Origin of the sequence: Bradyrhizobium rifense (assembly GCF_008123425.1) — a bacterium.
Classification (GTDB): domain Bacteria; phylum Pseudomonadota; class Alphaproteobacteria; order Rhizobiales; family Xanthobacteraceae; genus Bradyrhizobium; species Bradyrhizobium rifense.
The window spans coordinates 1-16674 of sequence record NZ_VSSS01000125.1 but is presented as its reverse complement, the minus strand read 5'-3'; the positions used below and the strand labels follow the sequence as shown (position 1 = coordinate 16674).

Genomic DNA, 16674 nt, shown 5'->3' with positions numbered 1-16674 from the left:
TCTGCCAAAGTAGTGCTAGGACGCCACGCCGACGGCGGCCTCTTGCTGCACGCCATCCAGATCGTGGAGTTCTATCCCTTCTTCTCGACGACGAGTTCGACACCATCCCGCAAGGGGGCACCCCTCCGGGAAGGCGGCCTAGCCATCGTCATCCTAAAACTACATGCGCGTGGCGCCATGCCGCTCCGGTTTCAGAACGCTCGAAGGCGACGATGCAGAGCAGGTACTTCTTTCATATCCGGGACGGCGACTTCGTGTCAGTGGACGACGAGGGAATGGAATTCGCGACGCCGGGCGAAGCGGACGCCTACGGCGCGCGAATCGCTTTCGAGATCGGCACCGACGACCGGGACTACGAGGACGCCGAATTATCGGTCGTCGATACGCGTGGCAACGAAATCGCCCGCCATCGGATTCAGCGGCAGTTGCCGCATTGACAGGTTTTCATTCAGGCCTGCCTTCCGCCGACCGTATCGGATCCGTTGGCGATGGATTGACGACGCCTCGCCGGGGCGTCGGATTGCTTCGTAGCGGTCGACCGTGCCGCGTCTTCGGCCTCCGCTGCGTCGACCGTCGCACGAACGGGGTCTTCGATGGCAACGGCGAGAACCGGATCGACGGGACCTAAGCGGTCGCGGGTGCGCGCGCCCCCTCGAACCGGACACCGATGCGCTTGTCCTTCCGCCACACCACGACGGCCGGCCACGACGCCTGCTCGGTCTCGACGACCAAGGAGAACCGCTCCGGGATTCCGACGGGAGACGTGACGTCGAGCATGGCGCCGGTCACCGAGAGATTCCGGACGGCGCACGTGATCGCGCCGCCGCCGAAGCTTATGGTCCCGGCTTTCAGGGTTCGGCGCCTGGGCGCCACTCTATGCTCTGCGGCCCACGCGCTCATGACAAGCTCCTGCTCGAACTCAACCATAAAATGACACGCACCAATTTATCAATCCCTCGCCCTGGCGTCCGTCGGAGTGCGGTGGCGTCGACATGGTAACGCCGACGGCGCGCTCCGGTTCGGACAGAACGGACGGCGCGCCGCGTAGAACTACGGGCCATTTCCGTCGAATGAGCGGAAGATTCCCTTCAAATTAACGATGGAAGCTGGAATCCGCCTTAAGCGACGCCGCGGAAACTGCGACTTCAGCATGTGACCCCATTCTGTCCGCGAACAGGACATCCGAACCGTGCCGAAGATCGTAAAGTCGCCGTTAACCGTGATCGTCGTGCTGCTGGCCTTCACGCTCGCCAGCTTCTGGGCGTTGATCGCCTGGAAGGGCATGCAGGAGAGAGCCCTCGCCTTCGCCAAGGCAGGATCCGAGACGCAGGGCCTGACGCACTCGCTCGCCCAGCACGCCTCGAAGAGCTTCAACGCCGTCGCGCTCGCCCTGTTCGGCGCGGGTCAATACATCCTGCACTCCGACAAGTCGGCGCGGGCCTCCGCCGAGATCAACGATCTCCTCGCGCAATACGCCAAGAACATCCCTCAGGTCCGGGAAATCGGCGTGCTGGCCGAGAACGGCGACTGGATGTTCTCGTCGTTCGAAACCGTACCTGCGGTCAACAACGGCGATCGGGATTACTTCCGCTATCACCGGGACCATCCCGAAGACGAGACGCCCCGCATCAGCGAGCCGCTGACCTCTCGCGTCACGGGGCGGCCCACCCTCCTGATGACGCAACGGCTGTCGAATCCGGACGGCTCGTTCGGCGGGGTCATCTTCGCGGCCATCGACCTTGCCTACTTCCGCTCGTTCTACGCGGAATTCGAAGCCGATCTGAACCGCACCGTCACTCTGATGAAGACGAACGGCAAGGTCCTCGTCCACCGACGCGACGATCAGGTGGGCAAAGACATGACGGGTACGGCTCTGTTCAGCGGGCGATTGAAAGATGCCGGCACCGGCCTCTATTCCATAGTCTCGCCCTTCGACGGTCGGACCAAGCAGTTCGCCTACGAGCGGCTGTCCGACTTTCCCATCGTGATCAGCGTCGCGGTCGCGGAAGACACCATACTCGACGGGTGGCGCGGAGACCGCCGGTTCGACCTGCTTCTCGGCGCCGCGATCTCCACCATCCTGATCGGCCTGGCCGTCGTGCTGGCCCTGCAGACCCGAAAGCGTTCGGTCATGGCCCGCATGCTGCGGGAGCGGGAGCGTGGTTATCGCCTGCTCGCTGAGAACGTCGAGGACGTCGTCACGCGCATCGACATGGATGGCCGCCGCCTCTACGTCTCGCCGTCTATCGAGAAGCTTCTCGGCTGGTCTGCCGATGAGATCATCCGGGAGTCCGCCTATTCGAACATCCATCCCGCGCATCGCGAACTGATCAAAGGCCTGATCGGGCAGCTTGGGGCGCAGAATCGGACCGCGACGTGCGAGTACATGACCCGACGTCGGGACGGCAACTACGTCTGGGTCGAAGCCCAACTGAACTTCGTCCAGGATCCGGACGAGCCCACGGCCGAGATCGTGGGAGCGATCCGCGACATCTCGAAGCGGAAGGCCGCGGAAGAGCAACTGGTCGCGGCCAACGAGCAGCTCAAGGCTCTCTCCGAAACCGACCCCCTGACGGGGTTGGCGAACCGGCGCCGTTTCGACCGGATGTTCGACGCCGAGTTCAAGCGATGCCAGCGGTCCGGATCGCAGCTTTCGGTGCTCTTCATCGACATCGACAAGTTCAAATCCTTCAACGACACCTATGGCCACTCGGCCGGCGACGACTGCATCCGCCAGGTCGCGGGGGCGCTCGCGTCCTGCCTCAAGAGGCCGGCGGATCTCGTCGCGCGCTACGGCGGCGAGGAATTCGCGGTGCTTCTTCCGGAGACGGCCGCGATCAACGCCGAAGTGGTCGCCGAGGCCGCACGGAACGCGGTCCACGACCTGGCCATCCAGCACCACGGAAGCCCGGACGGCAGCGTTACGATCAGCGTCGGCGTCGCCGGCGGCAAGTGCGACGCGAGAAACAGCACGTCCTCGATGCTGGCGGCCGCCGACGGCGCCCTGTATCTGGCCAAGGAGCAGGGCCGCAACCGGGTCTGCGTCGCGGCCGAAAATCCAAGTCTTACGTTGGTCAGGCCAGCGGGTTAGCGGTCCTCGGGCGGCGTTGATGCGTTGGCAGGCAGCCAGACGGTGCTGTCCCATACCGAAAAGCATTCGAAGCCTTTTGAGACGCCTACTTGCAAACCCTAGATCCTTTGCGAATCCGCGGCGCCGGAAAGGTACGGTCCAGGCAGTTGTCGCCAGTGATGGCGAAACTCGGCGAGTGCCTCGTACCAGGAGTACCTCTGGCGCGACCGCCACTGGTGTTCCGCAGATCGCGCTTTGAGACTGCCTCGCCCGTAGATTCCCGGAATCCCAATACGCCGCCGAGGGCCTATCTATCCTGCAGCACCGGGGCTGGCGTTTTGATCGCTATTCATATTTTTGCCGGTGGGCCGCAGGCGGATCGTCTGCGGCCATTTTGCGTCCGGACCTCGAAAATGGGGCCGAGCGGTCTGCGTCGGGGATCCGAATGGTCAGCCGCTGCGGGCGGCGCCCACCGTGTCGGCCATCCGCGCGCCGCGTGCGCCCATGGGCTTCTCCGATCCCGTGGTCGTGTCGCGAGCGGTTTGATGCTCCATCTCGGCATCTAGCTCGGCTCCGAGCAGGATGACGATGGCGGAGATCCAGAGCCACGTCATGAAGCCGACCGCTGCGCCGAGCGATCCGTAGGTCTCATTGAACTTGCCGAAATTGGCGGCATACCATGAGAACAACGCCGACGTGCCGAGCCACAGGATGGTCGCGATCGCGCCGCCCCAGGTGATCCATCGCCAGCGCGGCGCTTCGCGGCTCGGGCCGAAACGATAGATGAGCGCGAGCGCCAGCGCGACGGCGACGAACATCGCGGGCCATCGCGCGATGCGAAGCAGAAAATCGGCGGCGTTCGACAGGCCGACGAAGTTCAGCGCCACCGGCAGGACCACCACCGCGCCGAGCGCGATCAGGACGAAGGCGATGCCGGCGAGCGTGAAGGCGAGGGATGCCGCGTTCAGCTTCACGAAGCCGCGCTTTTCCGTCTCGCCGTAGACGATGTTGAGGGTGTCGAACAGCGACTTCATGGCCGCGTTGGCGCTCCAGAGCGAGAGCGCAAGTCCGACGATGAAGGTCAGACCGAGGGACCGATGTCCCTTCGAGGCGAGTCGTGTGAGCTGGTCCCTTGCGACGTCGATAGCGCCGCCGGGCAGGAATCCCGAGACTTGGTCGAGGTGCCTGGCGATGCTCTGTGGATCGGCGAAGACCCCGTAGATCGCGACCACTGCCGCCAGCGCGGGAAAGATCGCGAGCAGGCCGTAGTAGGTCATGCCGGCGGCGAGCGCGAGGATGCGGTGCTCGGAGATGTTGCCGTAGACCCGCAGCAGGATGTCCTTCCATCCACGCAACGGGATCTCGGAGGGCGTGGCGGCGAGCCGCCCGCGGTCGTGTTGCTCGGTCGAGACCGCGGCCCGGGAGGCGTCCCGGCCGCCCTCGCGTTTCTCGGGAAAATCTTTGTCTTTGTCGGGCCTCGCTACGTTATCGGGCGGCGCAAGGCGATCCCAAAGAAGCGCCACCGCAACAAGTCCCAGCGCCGCCGCCAGGCTCCATCCGCCGCGATCCGCACGCCGGATAGCCGAGTTCGGGATCTTGGCCATGAACTCCTCCGCGGAATTCAATCGCATCGCGAAGAATGAGTTCCTCTTCGGTCGGCTTTCGCAACGCGCTCGGCAGTAGCGAAATCCGGACGCTGTGCCAGGCCGGTCGCCGCCCACGCTCGATCTCGCCACCGATCCTTGCGGTCGTGGCTCGACCGGCTTCGTGCCCCGCCGGAGACAGCCTCAGGCGCTCTTGGCGCCCGGCCAGGCGACCACCTGTCCGGACATGACCAGTCGGTCGCGCCCGCTGTCCTTGGCGGCATACAGCGCGCGATCGGCCGCCGCCACCAGGGAGCCGCAGTCCGGCGCGCCCTGCGACGGCATGTTGGTCGCGCCACCGAGGCTCACGGTCACGATCTTGGACGGCAGGTTCAGCGCGTGCAGCATGCCGAGGTCGCGCAGCGCCACGCGCACGTTCTCGCCCACGAGCTCGCAGCCCTCCGCGTCCGTGTTCGGCAGCAGCAGCGCGAACTCCTCGCCGCCGTAGCGGGCGGCGAGATCGGCCGGCCTGCGCACCTGCGCGGCCAGGATCCGCGCCAGCGCACGAAGGCAGGCGTCTCCGGCCTGATGGCCGTATTGATCGTTGAACTTCTTGAAATGATCGACGTCGACCAGCAGCAACGACAGCGGGCTGCCGTCGCGCTTGGCCCGCGCCCATTCCTCGACGAGCCGCTCGTCGAAATGGCGGCGATTGGCGATCCCGGTCAGGCCGTCGGACGTGGCGAGGGCGGCGAGCTTGTCCTGCAGGTCCTTCTGTTCGGTCATGTCGCGCGAGATCGCCACCACGCCGTCGATCTCATGGGTTGCCGAGGACCTGGTGACCCGCAGCGCCGTCTCGACCCAGATATCCTGCTGCTGGCGGCGATTGGCGCGATAGATGATGCGCGCCTCTTCGGCCTCTCCGGCCTTCAATGCCGCGACGACCTGCTCCATGCGCGGCCGGTCCTCGGGATTGACGCCGGCGAGAGCGGAGGTCCCGAGCAGCCTGGCGGGCTCCCAGCCGAGGATGCGGGCGCATGATGGCGATGCGTAGAGAATGCGCTCGTCCAGCCCGATGCGCATCACCACGTCGCTGCACTGTTCCGCGATCAGGCGGAAGTCTCCTTCCTTGGCGACCAGGGCCGCCGCCATGCGCTGCCCCTTCGCGAGGTACCGCACCAGGAAGAAGCCGATCAGCGCCATCGACAAGGTCAGACCGGTGACGATGCCGAAGCGCGTGACGGCTTGCCGGCGCCATGGAGCGAGGACGTCGCTCTGCGCCTTCGTCGCCAGGACGATGACCGGATACCGGCTGCTCTTCTGGTAGAAGCTCAGTCGCTCCTGCCCGTCCAATGGAGATTTGAAGTAATAGGCGCCGGCGTCAGACCGCTGGCCCATGGTCAGGAACAACGGCGAGCCCGACATGTCGCGTCCGACATAGGCGCCGGCGTCGTCACGACTCCTGGCCAGCATGATGCCGTCGGCGGTCAGCAGCGAGACCGCGCCGTTAGGGCCGATGTCGAAGCGCCGATAGAACTGCATGAAGTAGGCGACGTCGATGCTCGTCAACACCACGCCGGCGAAACTGCCGTCGGGGTGATTGAAGCGTCGCGACGCGGTGATGATCCACTGCCCGCCGGACCGGCTCTTGACGGGACGGCCTATCGACGTGCCCCGATCGTACGACGCGCGATGGCGCTGGAAATAGTCACGATCGCTGTTGTTGAAGCTGGAGAAGTCGCCGTCTTCGGTGGTCGCCAGCCAGCGGCCGGTCTCGTCGTAGACGAAGATGCCGCGGATGCGTTGCCTGTTGTACTTGCGGGATTGCAGGAAGCTCTGGATCTTTGCCACCGCGACCGGGCTCGTTCCGCCGACCTCCATCCGGTCGACCATTCCGGCGAGGATGGTGTCGGCGAGTTCAAACGTGTCTTCGGCATGTTGCGACAGCGACTGGGCAAGGTTGGCCATATCGACTTCCGCGTTGCGCAGCTCGACCCCGCGGGACTCCCATTCGCGCCATGCGCTCAGCGCCAGAATGGCGACGCAAGCCAACGCCACGAAGCCCGCCGCCCACAACGGGAAGCGGGCTTTCTCGACCGCGCGGCGGCTGCTTGGCATCGGACGCTGGCTCCTTTGGCGCAAGATCCCACCGACGCCTTAATGGCGGGTTTGCGACGGCGGCATGATGCGGCGGGTGCGTAAGCGTTGCCCGATCGTGGTGTCCGGGATCTTACGCGTTACGGTGATCGTCCGTTAACCAGGGGAGAACCGAACCGGCGGCAGCGGGTTGGATGCTCATGGAAGACGAGAAGACCCGATTGCTCGCGGAGGCCCAAAGGTGCCGGCGCCTGGCGGCCTCGATCAACGATCCGGACGTCGCCGCGCGGCTCAACGCGCTGGCCGACGAATACGAACGGCGCGCCGACTCTTCGCGCGGCGCCGGGGACGAGAAGGGGTGAGCCCACTCGAGCCTCGCCAGACCCGGGTACGGCCACGGCCGGCGGGTCGATGCGCAAAGTCGGCGCCGGATGATCCTTGCGGCGCCTTCCTCGTCGAGCGGAATCGTTTTCTGCGATGCTCGCGATTTTTTTCTTGAGCGAGCACTCGTTGCGGAATTAAGCTGGTCACGGCAGGAAAATCCAGATGACCGAACTGCACCTGATCCGGAAGCGGTGTCCTCACTGCGCGAGGCCGATGAAGCTTGTCTCGGAGCAGGCGGGCCCGGGCGGCGAGCCATACGTCTGCCCCGCCTGCGAGGAGGATCCGCTGCACGACCCTACCGCCCTGAAGTGGGTGGAAAGCCCGCTACGGCCGCCGGCGAAGTAGCTTCCGGAGGTGTCTGTCTCTCCGCCGGTGCTGGTCGGCGCCTGCGCGGGATCGGGACCTGAGCGGTGGCCGTGAAGGAGCCGATCGACCGGCGGCGGTTTTTGGGTTTCCACAGTCCTCATGCCGGCGCTTTTCCTCCGGCAGACAGCACGGCGCCCATTCCCAACGCGACCTGATCGATTCCGTGTGGCCGATACCCCGGCGGTCGGACGACGACGTCCACCTGCACGTCGCCGCAGCTGTAGATCGATCGCTTCGATGGCCCGGTTCGACAGCCTGATCTCTTCCTCCGTCGGCTCGATCCGGACGTTGACGCCGCTGCTGCGGCAGGCGGCGTAGAGGTCGGCGATGGTGTCGACGCCGAGCAACCGCAGGCAGCGGCGGTAGGTGATCTCGCCGTCCTGCCAGGCCTGTAGCGCCTCGTGCACTCCCAGCGGGTAGGGCATCACAGCGCACCCAAGTCGTCCGGCACGTCGCCGAACTTCCGGATCAGCTTGGCGTCGCTGAAGTCGCCGCTGGAAGGGTCTCCGGTCCGCGAGAACGCGATGGCGCCCGCATGGCCCGGCCTGCGGGCGAGTGCCTCCGCCCGCATCACCGCGGCGTTGGCGCTCAGGCATTCCACCGCCTCGCCGGCGGCCACGCCCTCGTCGGAGAAAACGAACGGTAGAGCGACGTAGTAGGTAACCTCAGCCATCCGGATCCTCCTTGCGTTCGCCACGCAATTCCGTCGGCCCGACGGTGCCGCCCAGCAGCCGGACCATCAGTGCCTCGTCGAGCGTGGGCGCTACCGCGCTGCGGCCAAGGAGTTCGTCCAGTTCTTCCTGCGGACTGTCCCGAAGCCGATCGGCCGTTTCGGTCGGCAGCGGCTTCCCGAAGCGCGCCCGCAAGACCAGACCGATGTTGTCGACCGTGCAGTCGCGGCGCACGTGTTCGACCATGCTGCGCAGTAGCGGGTTCTTGTCCAGATCGACCGAAATCGGCATCTCATCCCTCGCTCTTACCGGTCTTGCCGCGCTGCGCGCACGTGGCGGCCGCGCGAATATCCTTTGGACACCGCGGCCCGCAGCTCGACGGCCTCGGCCTCGAGAAAGTCGACGGCGACGAGCAGTGCCTTGACCGCCTGCCGGGCATCGCCGCCGCAGGCTGCAATGGCCTGGTCGGCGACGGCCTCCAGGTCGAAGGTGGCCGGTCCGGACGGCTCGGGGACAACACTCATCAGTTTATGTTCTCATTTTGTTCACGAGAGTCAAGCCGGCGCCGTGTTTCCCGGGCGGCTGCTGCGGGGTGGCCTGAATTGCGTGGACAGCGGCCGGGCGTGTCGGAACCGGCCGCCCTCGTTCGTCTTGAGTCCGTGTCCCTGTACCCTGGAGCGTTGCGTACCCATGGCCCCCCGCGCGAACTGGAAAGGCTTCCTGCGTCTCTCGCTCGTCACCTGCCCGGTGGCGCTCTACCCGGCGACCTCCGAGAGCGAGAAGATCTCGTTCAACCAGCTCAACAAGCAGACCGGCCACCGCATCAAGTATCTGAAGGTCGATGCCGACACGGGCGAGGAGGTCCCCAACGAGGACGTCGTCAAGGGCTACCAGCTCGAGAAGGACCAGTTCATCGAGGTCACGAAGGAGGAGCTCGAGGAGATCGCGCTGGAATCGACGCGGACGATCGAGATCGACGAGTTCGTCGACAGGGCCGACATCGACCCGCGCTACCTGATCCGCCCGTACTACGTCCGGCCGGACGGCAAGGTCGGGCACACGCTTTCGCGGTGATCCGCGAGACCATCCGCGAGATGGACAAGGTCGCGATCGGTCGCGTGGTGCTGACCAACCGCGAGCATATCATCGCGCTCGAGCCCATGGACAAGGGCCTCGTCGGCACGTTGCTGCGCTACCCCTATGAAGTGCGCTCCGAGCAGGAGTATTTCGACGAGATCCAGGACGTGAAGGTCACCAAAGACATGCTCGATCTCGCCAGGCACATCGTGAACCAGAAGGCGGCAACTTCGAGCCGGAGAAGTTCGAGGACCACTATGAGACCGCGCTGATCGAGCTGATCAACCAGAAGCGCGCCGGCAAGCCGATCACGCCGAAGGAAAGGCCGGCGACCACGAATGTGGTCAACCTGATGGATGCGCTGCGGCGGAGCGTTGGTCAGGAGGCCGCGCCGGCGAAGGCGGCGAAGCCCTCCAAGAAGCCGCGCAAGGCTGCTGCAGGCCAGAAGGAGATGCTGATGCCGATCGCCGGCAAGAAGCCCGCCAAAGAGGCGGGGGCGAAGAAGCCGGCGGCCAGGTCGCAGCGGAAGTCCGCCTGACGGAGTAAGAAGAGCCGCATGGATATGAAAGAAGCCTCGGCAATGACGGAAGCCTCCGGACTGACGAATGAACAGGACGGCATCGGGCAGACTTCCGATGCGCGGCGGCAATCGCTCCAGTCGCCGTCGCAGGATGCCGCGATGCGCTGGGCAGATTGGCTACGCGAAATGGCCGTCAAGGCGCCGCTACAGTCGCTGTTGGTGGCGTTCCTGCTCGGAGTCTGGGTCGCCCGTCGGCGGTAGAGCCCGTCAGTTCGCGGGTCGAGGGTGCGTGCCTGCGCGCAGGGCCCGTGGCGTGTCGAGCCTCGCGAACCGCCGCGGGCAGATGGCTCAGCCGAACGATCTTGCGATCTCCGAAAGCATGAGCTTGGCGGCTCGGCCGTATCGGCCCGCGTTGTATTGCTCGTCCGCGAAGTTGAGCGCGAGGAGAGCAATCATTGCGGCAATCGCTACTCTCATGGCGCCGAGGATATTCAGAGGCCGTTAAGCGGCCGTTAGCGAGCGGTCCGCTGCAACGTCCTCACTGCCGCGAACGGTCTTCCGCGGCGCGCAGTCGATCGAGCAGGGATTGCAGCACAGGCGGAAGCTCCCGTTCGATGCCCATGCTGTGGCGCAGGTGTTCGCCGATTTCGGCGGCGATGGCGCGGCCGGGGACGTCGTCTGGTCTGACCGGATTCCTCATTGAGCCAGTTGCTCTCCTTGTGAATGCCAACATTCGGCACAAGGAATGGTTCGGCGGGCCGACCCCGGAATGTTCACTTTTGTACATTTCGGGGAACGAATCGCAGAGGTTGTACTTCCCCCTTAAGGCCGGGGCCGGTTGGGCGTGACGTAGAGTGGCGGGACCAGAGTATTTCAACCGGCAGGCGGCGACCTTGCTCAGGTTTGCGAAGGCTGTTGGCGATCCGGACATCGCGGCCGGCCTGGTCGAGAAGGCGGCCGATCTAAAGGAACAGGCCGAACGACCTCGAGAAGCTGCCGGTGACGGGGCGCCCGACGCCGCCGGGGGTAGTCCTTTTCGGGTTGGTCGTGGGCGATGGAGCCTCGAGTGACCGATCCTGTCCGCATTCTGGTCGTCGAGGACGAATCCGCGATCCAGCAGTTCGTGCAAGACGCTCTCACCGAGGGCGGCTTCGCGGCGGAGCTCACCGGATCCGGCGAAGATGCTCTTTCCCGCTTCCGCCACGACCGATCCAAGTACCGTGCGTTGCTGACCGACATTGGCATCGGCGCCGGGCCGAATGGCTGGGTTTTGGCCCGGAAGATCCGTGAGATCGATCCGGACTTCCCCGTCGTCTACATGACCGGCGGCCACGCCGAGGAGTGGAAGTCGCAGGGAGTCCCGAACAGCATCCTCGTCGAAAAGCCGTTCGCGCCGGCGCAACTGGTCACGGCGATCTCGCAGCTTCTGAACACGGGTTCGCCGTCAGCCTGAACGGCCTATGCCGCCGGGCGTCAGAGCAGCGTGACGACGGCCACGACCACGGCCACACCCACCACGGTCACGCACCAGCATGACAATTCAAGGATCCGCATCAAAGCGCCCCCGGTTGAAACGTCCTGCCCGCCACGGAAGCTACATCGGGAACTTGGGTGGCGGAACCGAAACTTTTTCATGCCGTCATGAATTCAGCACAGGGGCTTCGAACGGAAGGCGGTAGCAATGGCCCCCATGCCCATGGTTCTGACGGCCGCCCTCATGACCGGCGCCTTCCTGGCCGAGGTCGCAGTTTTCGTTCTTCTTGGGATTTTCTGAGCGGACACTGCGCCGCTGGCGCGGGCCTCGGCGGCGCACCACTTCATCTTTCACAGGTCAACGAAAACCGGAGGAGGCCGGATGTCGCCGGTCGCAAAGCTGCTTGCCCAGAGGCAGCAGCTCATGGAGCAACTCGAGAACGACCCTGGTCCGAACGAGCGCGAGGAGATCGAGCGGCTTCTCGCCAAGATCGAGACGGCGCTGAGCTTCCTCGATCCCGACGATCCTGCGGCTGAAGGCGAGTAGCTCGAGTGCTTTCGTTATGGCGCGAGGCTTCCTGGAACGTAGTTGACCTTCGCCGCATTTCCACGGTGATTGTTGGAGGGAAATGCGATGAAATCGACGGTCGCTCTCGCGTTGGCACTCGTCGCCTCGACGGCGACGGTCTCGGCGCAACCGGTGAGATGGACCAGGTACACGATTCCGCAGAGCGGCACCTCGGTCGATCTTCCTACCTCGATCTTCACCGAAGCGGCGGGCCGGCCCGACGGGTATGGGCAGCGATTCCGGACCGCGGACGGGCGCGCCGATCTCACGATCCAGACCGTCCCGAACACCGGGCACGATTCACCCGCCTCCTTTCTCGCGAAGAAAGACCCGCCTTCGCGCATCCAGTACAAGCGGGTGACACCGCGTTTTTTCGTGGTCTCCAGCTACAAGGGCGACAAGGTCTGGTACGACCGCTGCAACTTCTCGGGGCGCCTGGTCCATTGCGTGCTGATCAACTACCCCGCCGAAGAAGAGCACGACTGGGACGACATCGTCACTCGCATCAGCCTCTCGCTCACCGGCAGGTAAGCGGCCGCTCGGCGCATGCGGCACCGGTGCCAGCTTACAGGGCGTTGAGATCGGTCGCGTTCGGCGCTCATCGGGGCACCGTCGGCCTGCGCCCGGCCAGCATGCCCTCGATCGACAGGTCCTCGTCGAGACGAGGCCAATGGACGCCGAGAGGCGTGAGTTCGACCTCGGCGAGATCGGCGGGCGAGGCGGATTCAAGACGTGGCGTCGAAATGCTGCGGCCGTCGGACAGGGTCACGACGACCATGTCGCCGGACACCGCGACGGGACGCGAGGGATCGTTGCGGGGCGAGGATGTCACGGAAGAGAAGCTATCACCGTCGCTCCGGAGGCGGAACGGCCGCGTGCGGCAAGGAACCTATCGCGGCCTCAAGCGATCGCCTTTCGACCGACGTTCATCGTCACTCGAACGCCTCGGCCTGGCGCGGACTCCACGTCGAAGTCCGATTTCGCGTTTTCTCTCAACGTTTGAACGATCAGCGCGCCGATCTTTCCGGGAATCGGCCATGTGATCCCGTGCAACCCGACTCCGTCGTCCGCGACCACGACGCGATACCGGTCGTCGCTCCGGCGCAGACATTCGATGGTGATCACGCCGTGCCCGCGGCCTTCGAAGGCATATTTGAAGGAGTTGGTCAGCACCTCGTTCACGACGAGACCGACCGACAGCGCGGTGTTGACGGACACCGGCGCATACTCCGTCTTCTGCTCGAGCCGGACTCCCTCGACGGCGCAGGTGTTCATGATCGCGGCGGCGATCTGGCTCAGATAATGGCCGAGATCGACCTCGCCTCCGGCGGCCTCGTTCGACAGAGCCTGATAAAGCAGATGCAAGGATTCGATACGGCCGGCCAGCGTATGCAAGTCGACCTTCTCGCCCCGCCTTTCGTTGCGTGCTTCGAGCCGGATGAGGGCGACGATCAATTGAAGATTGTTTTTCACCCGGTGCTGCAGCTCGCGCAGCAGGATGTCCTTGTCGCGGATCCGGCGCGCATACTCCTCGCGCTCGGCACGCGCCCTGTCGGTGACGTCGATCAGCGCCGCGATGCGATAGTTCTCGGTCCCGTCCTCGTTTTGGATGAGACCGGAGAAGGCCTCGACGAGGAGCGGTCTCGGCTGCTCCGTCCGGAATGTGCCGAGAAACTCTCCTCCGTCTTTCAGCACGGCCAGATCCAGCGTGACGTTCGCATCGTTTTCGTCCGTGAACCCGGCCAGGATCGACCAGCCCTTGCCGGCGCAGTCCTTCGCGTCGTGGCCGAAGAGCGTTTCGAAGGCCTTGTTCGCGTAGCAGATGCGCTGGTCGCCGCGGAACAGTTTCGAGACTGCGATAGCGATCGGGATGTGATCGAGGAACTGCTTGAATTCTTCCGTCTCGAGGGCCTTCGAGAGTTCTGCCGAGTCGAACAGATCGTTGATCTGCTGGACGGTCTCGGACAGCTCCGAAGCGGGTTGGTCGGATGACATCGCCAGTCCTTTCTTCGCCCCCATGGCGCGCTGACCGGCGGCACCATGGCCCGGCCTCTCTGCCGGCGCCGCGAAGGGGGAAGCACGTATGATGGCACAGCGGAGGGGCCGCGTCCCCTGCGCAATCGGGAACGGAATGCCGGCCAACCGATTGACCGGCATGACCGAACGGCTCATCCATAAAAGCAGCAATGGCGACGTCTGGGCGCTCGCGCGCGATCCGGACTCGAAGCTGCCGGCCGTGAAGCACCGGCCGAACGCCAGTTCGGGCGGGCGGACATCCTACACGGACATCGGCAAATTCCTGCGCGAGGGGGCCGGCGGCCCGGAACATCAGGCGCTGTTGAAGCTCATCGGCACGCTGCTCGACGATGCCGGCAGATCAAGCTGAGACCACCCATCTACTCCCGACGCAATGCGGAAGTGGATCAGGGACCTCCCGGCCGGGCGGCAGGATGGCGCCTGGAGCCAAAGGCGCGGAACATTATCCGGGCGACATCTTTGACTCGTCGGACCACCGCCCGCCGTTTGAGTACGGCGCCTGTCGCGGATAGCCAAAGGCTCAAAGGCCCGCTGTTCAAAAACATGCGCTCGCGCGGATAGCCAAAGGCGGTGGTCCCGTTCCGAGCGGTGAAAGAACCAGCTTGAAGAAACCTGCGAAAACTCGCGAAGAACTCGAATCCGCCATCAGGATGGAGATGGAAGACATCTGCGAGTGGCCGACGGACCTGGCGATCTCCGTGGCGCCCCATGAGGATTCCTGGAAGGTCGTGATCATGACCGAGGGGCCGCAAGATGCGGAACGGTGCGACATGATCGAGACGATCGCGGACAGGCTGCGCAGCCAGTTCGACCTGAAAGCTTGAGCACGGTTAGATGGAACTCGGCCCCGACGCAGACCAAACGGCCGAACTCCACAGTGGCGACCACGCTGCGCGGAACGCGGCCCTTCGGCTTGCGCGCGATGTCGAGCATGGCTTGCAGGCACGCGAGGATTGGACCCGAAGATTGGACCCTGCGCGTGGTCAATGAAACGCGCCCGATGTTCATCCTCACCATGACGACAAAGCGGTGCTCCTGACAGCTACTGCGTCTTTTCCAGGACTTCAGCGAAATGCTTCTTCACCCACATGTTGCATTCGCACGACTTCCGCCGAAGAAGCGCGATGTCACGCACCATCACCGTACCGCGTGCCGTATCGAGAATGCCGTCAGCTTTGAACCCTTGAAGGACGCGGCTCGCGTAGCTTCTTCCGACACCCAGCAGTGCAGCAAATTGTTCATGAGTCAGCGGGACCTGTTCGGTGCCCGTATGCTCGATTAAATCGATGATCCACTTGGCCGCGCGTTGCTCGATGGAGTGTGCTGCATTGCATGCCGTCGATTGGCAGATCTGCGCCAGGAGACAGTCCGTGTAGCGTGCGAACAATTGCCGGAGCGGATGGGACTGGCGCTCCGTCTCCTCCAGTCTCCGCGACGAGAGCCGGACCATGGGGCCGCCAACCTTCACGGCGGCGCGCCAGTAGGATGGCTGGCGATCTCGGCTGACAAAACCGCCGGCCGCTCCCTCGCGGCCTATTAGGACTGCATCAATTTCGCGATCATCGTCCACCGCCACGCCTAACGAGACCACGGTCTGTCCGCACGGGAAATACACGCTCTCCACGGCATCTCCAGGATGATACAGGGTCTGACCGGAATGGACCTCGACCTGGTCCAGATGAGGCCGGAGCGATTTGAAATCTTTCGCACCGACGGACCGGAGGAGGCCGTTTTGCGGACGGCTGCCGTTGCAGATCTCTTGAGATTTGGAAGGCATGTGCTCGCTTCTGCCCCGAGAAGCCGCGAGGTGTACCGTTCCCTTGTCGGAACCGACGGTACGAAAGTGTACACAAACGGCGAACTAACCCCGTTTTTTTCCCACGATCGGCCGGCTTAGCGTCGGCCTGCTGGCGGCGGGCCTTAATCTTGGCTTATCGCGTCGCAGGCGCTGATCTCCCGCTCCGCCTCGAGCCAAAAATCCAGGTCGCGTCCGGAGGGACGCCGGCCTGCTCCCAGAGCTGATAGGCGCGCGCGGTGATCTGGGAGCGGCGGGAAGGGAACGGGAATAGCTTGCGCCTGAGCTGATCTGCGAAATGCCGCAGCCTGCTCGCGGTGTTTTCATCTCCGGTGGACGCGGCCGTCCGGGTAGCCAACGCGATCTGATGTTCGAGCTTCTTCCGATCATCCATCCCAGCGCTCCGTTCCTTCTCCCCTAAGTCGAGTCCAGCGGCGCAATTGTTCGAGCAAAGCGCGCCCTTCCCGCGAATCGCCGTGAATGCGAATCCTTCATGCTGTCAGTCCACTTCTGCACAAACCGGACTCTTTAACCCCATCGCAGTCCTCCGCTGGACCCATTCCAAAATCGGGCTTAGCCTCCGACCGTGTTTTCTCGAAGGAGCGAAGGGCGTGGGCGAATTTGCGGAACGAGTTCAAGCGAACATGACGTGGCCCTGGATGAGGTCTGTGCGGAACTGCCGAATGGCGGCGATCACGAAAGCCGCAGGTATGTTGCCGAGCAACTCATCCAAGCCGCACGGGAGGGGAAGGTCACGCTGGGCGAGCTGACCTCTGCCGGCCGTCGGGCTCTCGTCTATTTGAAAAACGCGCCCAAGTCGGCCTAGTTGCTCAACGAGCAGGATGGCATGCGGGTCAGCAGGCCGTCCGCGTCCGGTCTATCCGAGCCGAGCCACTCGCTTTGCGCCGCTCGCAGTTCATCCGCTTGTGGCTCGAACCGAAGAGCGCCTCAATCGCCGTGACGCCCGATGTCGCTGGTAACCGGACGCTGAGCCGAACTTGCCTCGACCGCAGCTTTTGACCCTGGCTGTGTG

At 64.4% G+C, this 16674-nt stretch carries 22 protein-coding genes and 1 pseudogene; 11 read left to right on the top strand and 12 right to left on the bottom strand.

Annotated elements, in window-relative coordinates; all coding sequences use genetic code 11:
- Positions 1-212 precede the first annotated feature (212 nt).
- Positions 213-437 carry a DUF6894 family protein gene (locus FXB40_RS47330; protein WP_148779095.1) on the top strand — a complete coding sequence of 75 codons (225 nt, stop codon included), beginning with the start codon at positions 213-215 and terminating at the stop codon, positions 435-437.
- A 187-nt stretch (positions 438-624) separates the two neighbouring features.
- On the opposite strand, the gene FXB40_RS47325 is transcribed toward FXB40_RS47330, so the two are convergent.
- The gene (locus FXB40_RS47325) at positions 625-927 is read right to left on the bottom strand and encodes a PilZ domain-containing protein (RefSeq protein WP_430648196.1); all 303 of its coding nucleotides are present in this window, start codon (positions 925-927) and stop codon (positions 625-627) included.
- A gap of 292 nt (positions 928-1219) precedes the next feature.
- Here FXB40_RS47325 and FXB40_RS47320 point away from each other — a divergent pair, with 292 nt between their 5' ends.
- Complete coding sequence (locus tag FXB40_RS47320; protein ID WP_148779094.1) at positions 1220-3091, top strand: diguanylate cyclase; 1872 nt, start codon at positions 1220-1222, stop codon at positions 3089-3091.
- A 428-nt stretch (positions 3092-3519) separates the two neighbouring features.
- Here the strand turns inward: FXB40_RS47320 and FXB40_RS47315 are convergent, their stop codons facing one another.
- Positions 3520-4674: a YihY/virulence factor BrkB family protein gene (locus FXB40_RS47315; protein ID WP_246208395.1), complete on the bottom strand. Its 1155-nt coding sequence runs from the start codon at positions 4672-4674 to the stop codon at positions 3520-3522.
- 183 nt (positions 4675-4857) lie between these two features.
- Positions 4858-6771 (bottom strand): diguanylate cyclase, encoded by a 1914-nt coding sequence (locus FXB40_RS47310; protein ID WP_148779092.1) that lies wholly within the window; start codon positions 6769-6771, stop codon positions 4858-4860.
- Between the two features lie 179 nt (positions 6772-6950).
- On the opposite strand from FXB40_RS47310, the gene FXB40_RS48630 reads away from it, so the two are divergent.
- Positions 6951-7112 carry a hypothetical protein gene (locus tag FXB40_RS48630; protein ID WP_187437628.1) on the top strand — a complete coding sequence of 54 codons (162 nt, stop codon included), beginning with the start codon at positions 6951-6953 and terminating at the stop codon, positions 7110-7112.
- Between the two features lie 219 nt (positions 7113-7331).
- Here FXB40_RS48630 and FXB40_RS48625 read toward each other — a convergent pair whose 3' ends face one another.
- From FXB40_RS48625 to FXB40_RS47285, 4 genes are read right to left on the bottom strand one after another with little or no spacing between them, the layout of a single operon-like run.
- Entirely contained in the window at positions 7332-7925 is a 594-nt protein-coding gene (locus FXB40_RS48625) for a hypothetical protein (RefSeq protein WP_187437627.1), read from the bottom strand.
- A complete protein-coding gene (locus FXB40_RS47295) occupies positions 7925-8173 on the bottom strand; it encodes a hypothetical protein (RefSeq protein WP_148779090.1) in 249 nt (82 codons plus the stop codon). The genes FXB40_RS48625 and FXB40_RS47295 overlap by 1 nt, the downstream gene beginning before the upstream one ends.
- Positions 8166-8462, bottom strand: a complete 297-nt coding sequence (locus FXB40_RS47290; RefSeq protein ID WP_148779089.1) for a hypothetical protein — start codon at positions 8460-8462, stop codon at positions 8166-8168. The genes FXB40_RS47295 and FXB40_RS47290 overlap by 8 nt, the downstream gene beginning before the upstream one ends.
- 14 nt (positions 8463-8476) lie before the next feature.
- Positions 8477-8695: a hypothetical protein gene (locus tag FXB40_RS47285; protein ID WP_148779088.1), complete on the bottom strand. Its 219-nt coding sequence runs from the start codon at positions 8693-8695 to the stop codon at positions 8477-8479.
- Positions 8696-8861: 166 nt separating this feature from the next.
- On the opposite strand from FXB40_RS47285, the pseudogene ku reads away from it, so the two are divergent.
- Both ku and FXB40_RS47275 read left to right on the top strand, forming a co-directional pair.
- Positions 8862-9786 (top strand): annotated as a pseudogene (gene ku, locus FXB40_RS47280) (non-homologous end joining protein Ku).
- An 18-nt stretch (positions 9787-9804) separates the two neighbouring features.
- Positions 9805-10029 carry a hypothetical protein gene (locus FXB40_RS47275; RefSeq protein WP_148779087.1) on the top strand — a complete coding sequence of 75 codons (225 nt, stop codon included), beginning with the start codon at positions 9805-9807 and terminating at the stop codon, positions 10027-10029.
- A gap of 277 nt (positions 10030-10306) precedes the next feature.
- Here FXB40_RS47275 and FXB40_RS48620 read toward each other — a convergent pair whose 3' ends face one another.
- Positions 10307-10468 (bottom strand): hypothetical protein, encoded by a 162-nt coding sequence (locus FXB40_RS48620; protein ID WP_187437626.1) that lies wholly within the window; start codon positions 10466-10468, stop codon positions 10307-10309.
- Between the two features lie 366 nt (positions 10469-10834).
- Here FXB40_RS48620 and FXB40_RS47270 point away from each other — a divergent pair, with 366 nt between their 5' ends.
- The 3 genes from FXB40_RS47270 to FXB40_RS47265 all read left to right on the top strand — a co-directional run bounded on the left by FXB40_RS47270 (position 10835) and on the right by FXB40_RS47265 (position 12340).
- Positions 10835-11221 carry a response regulator gene (locus FXB40_RS47270; protein ID WP_246208394.1) on the top strand — a complete coding sequence of 129 codons (387 nt, stop codon included), beginning with the start codon at positions 10835-10837 and terminating at the stop codon, positions 11219-11221.
- Between the two features lie 402 nt (positions 11222-11623).
- Positions 11624-11788 (top strand): hypothetical protein, encoded by a 165-nt coding sequence (locus FXB40_RS48615; RefSeq protein ID WP_187437625.1) that lies wholly within the window; start codon positions 11624-11626, stop codon positions 11786-11788.
- Between the two features lie 87 nt (positions 11789-11875).
- Positions 11876-12340 (top strand): hypothetical protein, encoded by a 465-nt coding sequence (locus tag FXB40_RS47265; protein WP_148779085.1) that lies wholly within the window; start codon positions 11876-11878, stop codon positions 12338-12340.
- Between the two features lie 67 nt (positions 12341-12407).
- Here FXB40_RS47265 and FXB40_RS47260 read toward each other — a convergent pair whose 3' ends face one another.
- Together FXB40_RS47260 and FXB40_RS47255 are read right to left on the bottom strand one after the other, a co-directional pair.
- Positions 12408-12641, bottom strand: coding sequence for a DUF2442 domain-containing protein (locus FXB40_RS47260; protein ID WP_246208393.1), 234 nt, complete (start codon positions 12639-12641; stop codon positions 12408-12410).
- Between the two features lie 68 nt (positions 12642-12709).
- Positions 12710-13966 carry a sensor histidine kinase gene (locus FXB40_RS47255; protein ID WP_246208392.1) on the bottom strand — a complete coding sequence of 419 codons (1257 nt, stop codon included), beginning with the start codon at positions 13964-13966 and terminating at the stop codon, positions 12710-12712.
- Here FXB40_RS47255 and FXB40_RS47250 point away from each other — a divergent pair.
- Both FXB40_RS47250 and FXB40_RS47245 read left to right on the top strand, forming a co-directional pair.
- Positions 13956-14195, top strand: coding sequence for a hypothetical protein (locus FXB40_RS47250; protein WP_430648195.1), 240 nt, complete (start codon positions 13956-13958; stop codon positions 14193-14195). The genes FXB40_RS47255 and FXB40_RS47250 overlap by 11 nt on opposite strands.
- A gap of 253 nt (positions 14196-14448) precedes the next feature.
- Positions 14449-14670, top strand: a complete 222-nt coding sequence (locus tag FXB40_RS47245; protein ID WP_148779084.1) for a hypothetical protein — start codon at positions 14449-14451, stop codon at positions 14668-14670.
- Positions 14671-14888: 218 nt separating this feature from the next.
- On the opposite strand, the gene FXB40_RS47240 is transcribed toward FXB40_RS47245, so the two are convergent.
- Positions 14889-15623, bottom strand: a complete 735-nt coding sequence (locus tag FXB40_RS47240; RefSeq protein WP_148779083.1) for a Crp/Fnr family transcriptional regulator — start codon at positions 15621-15623, stop codon at positions 14889-14891.
- A 143-nt stretch (positions 15624-15766) separates the two neighbouring features.
- A complete protein-coding gene (locus FXB40_RS49780; RefSeq protein ID WP_347339816.1) occupies positions 15767-15829 on the bottom strand; it encodes a hypothetical protein in 63 nt (20 codons plus the stop codon).
- Positions 15830-16290: 461 nt separating this feature from the next.
- Between FXB40_RS49780 and FXB40_RS47230 the strand changes: the two genes are divergently transcribed.
- Positions 16291-16467, top strand: a complete 177-nt coding sequence (locus tag FXB40_RS47230; RefSeq protein WP_246208391.1) for a hypothetical protein — start codon at positions 16291-16293, stop codon at positions 16465-16467.
- The last annotated feature ends 207 nt before the right edge of the window (positions 16468-16674 follow it).

Excerpts from the sequence above, each read along its gene's own strand:
- FXB40_RS47330 (WP_148779095.1), top strand. The coding sequence starts at position 213 with ATGCAGAGCAGGTACTTCTTTCATATCCGGGACGGCGACTTCGTGTCA.
- FXB40_RS47325 (WP_430648196.1), bottom strand. The coding sequence starts at position 927 with ATGGTTGAGTTCGAGCAGGAGCTTGTCATGAGCGCGTGGGCCGCAGAG.
- FXB40_RS47315 (WP_246208395.1), bottom strand. The coding sequence starts at position 4,674 with ATGGCCAAGATCCCGAACTCGGCTATCCGGCGTGCGGATCGCGGCGGA.
- FXB40_RS47310 (WP_148779092.1), bottom strand. The coding sequence starts at position 6,771 with ATGCCAAGCAGCCGCCGCGCGGTCGAGAAAGCCCGCTTCCCGTTGTGG.
- FXB40_RS48630 (WP_187437628.1), top strand. The coding sequence starts at position 6,951 with ATGGAAGACGAGAAGACCCGATTGCTCGCGGAGGCCCAAAGGTGCCGG.
- FXB40_RS48625 (WP_187437627.1), bottom strand. The coding sequence starts at position 7,925 with ATGCCCTACCCGCTGGGAGTGCACGAGGCGCTACAGGCCTGGCAGGAC.
- FXB40_RS47295 (WP_148779090.1), bottom strand. The coding sequence starts at position 8,173 with ATGGCTGAGGTTACCTACTACGTCGCTCTACCGTTCGTTTTCTCCGAC.
- FXB40_RS47290 (WP_148779089.1), bottom strand. The coding sequence starts at position 8,462 with ATGCCGATTTCGGTCGATCTGGACAAGAACCCGCTACTGCGCAGCATG.
- FXB40_RS47285 (WP_148779088.1), bottom strand. The coding sequence starts at position 8,695 with ATGAGTGTTGTCCCCGAGCCGTCCGGACCGGCCACCTTCGACCTGGAG.
- FXB40_RS47275 (WP_148779087.1), top strand. The coding sequence starts at position 9,805 with ATGGATATGAAAGAAGCCTCGGCAATGACGGAAGCCTCCGGACTGACG.
- FXB40_RS48620 (WP_187437626.1), bottom strand. The coding sequence starts at position 10,468 with ATGAGGAATCCGGTCAGACCAGACGACGTCCCCGGCCGCGCCATCGCC.
- FXB40_RS48615 (WP_187437625.1), top strand. The coding sequence starts at position 11,624 with ATGTCGCCGGTCGCAAAGCTGCTTGCCCAGAGGCAGCAGCTCATGGAG.
- FXB40_RS47265 (WP_148779085.1), top strand. The coding sequence starts at position 11,876 with ATGAAATCGACGGTCGCTCTCGCGTTGGCACTCGTCGCCTCGACGGCG.
- FXB40_RS47255 (WP_246208392.1), bottom strand. The coding sequence starts at position 13,966 with ATGCCGGTCAATCGGTTGGCCGGCATTCCGTTCCCGATTGCGCAGGGG.
- FXB40_RS47240 (WP_148779083.1), bottom strand. The coding sequence starts at position 15,623 with ATGCCTTCCAAATCTCAAGAGATCTGCAACGGCAGCCGTCCGCAAAAC.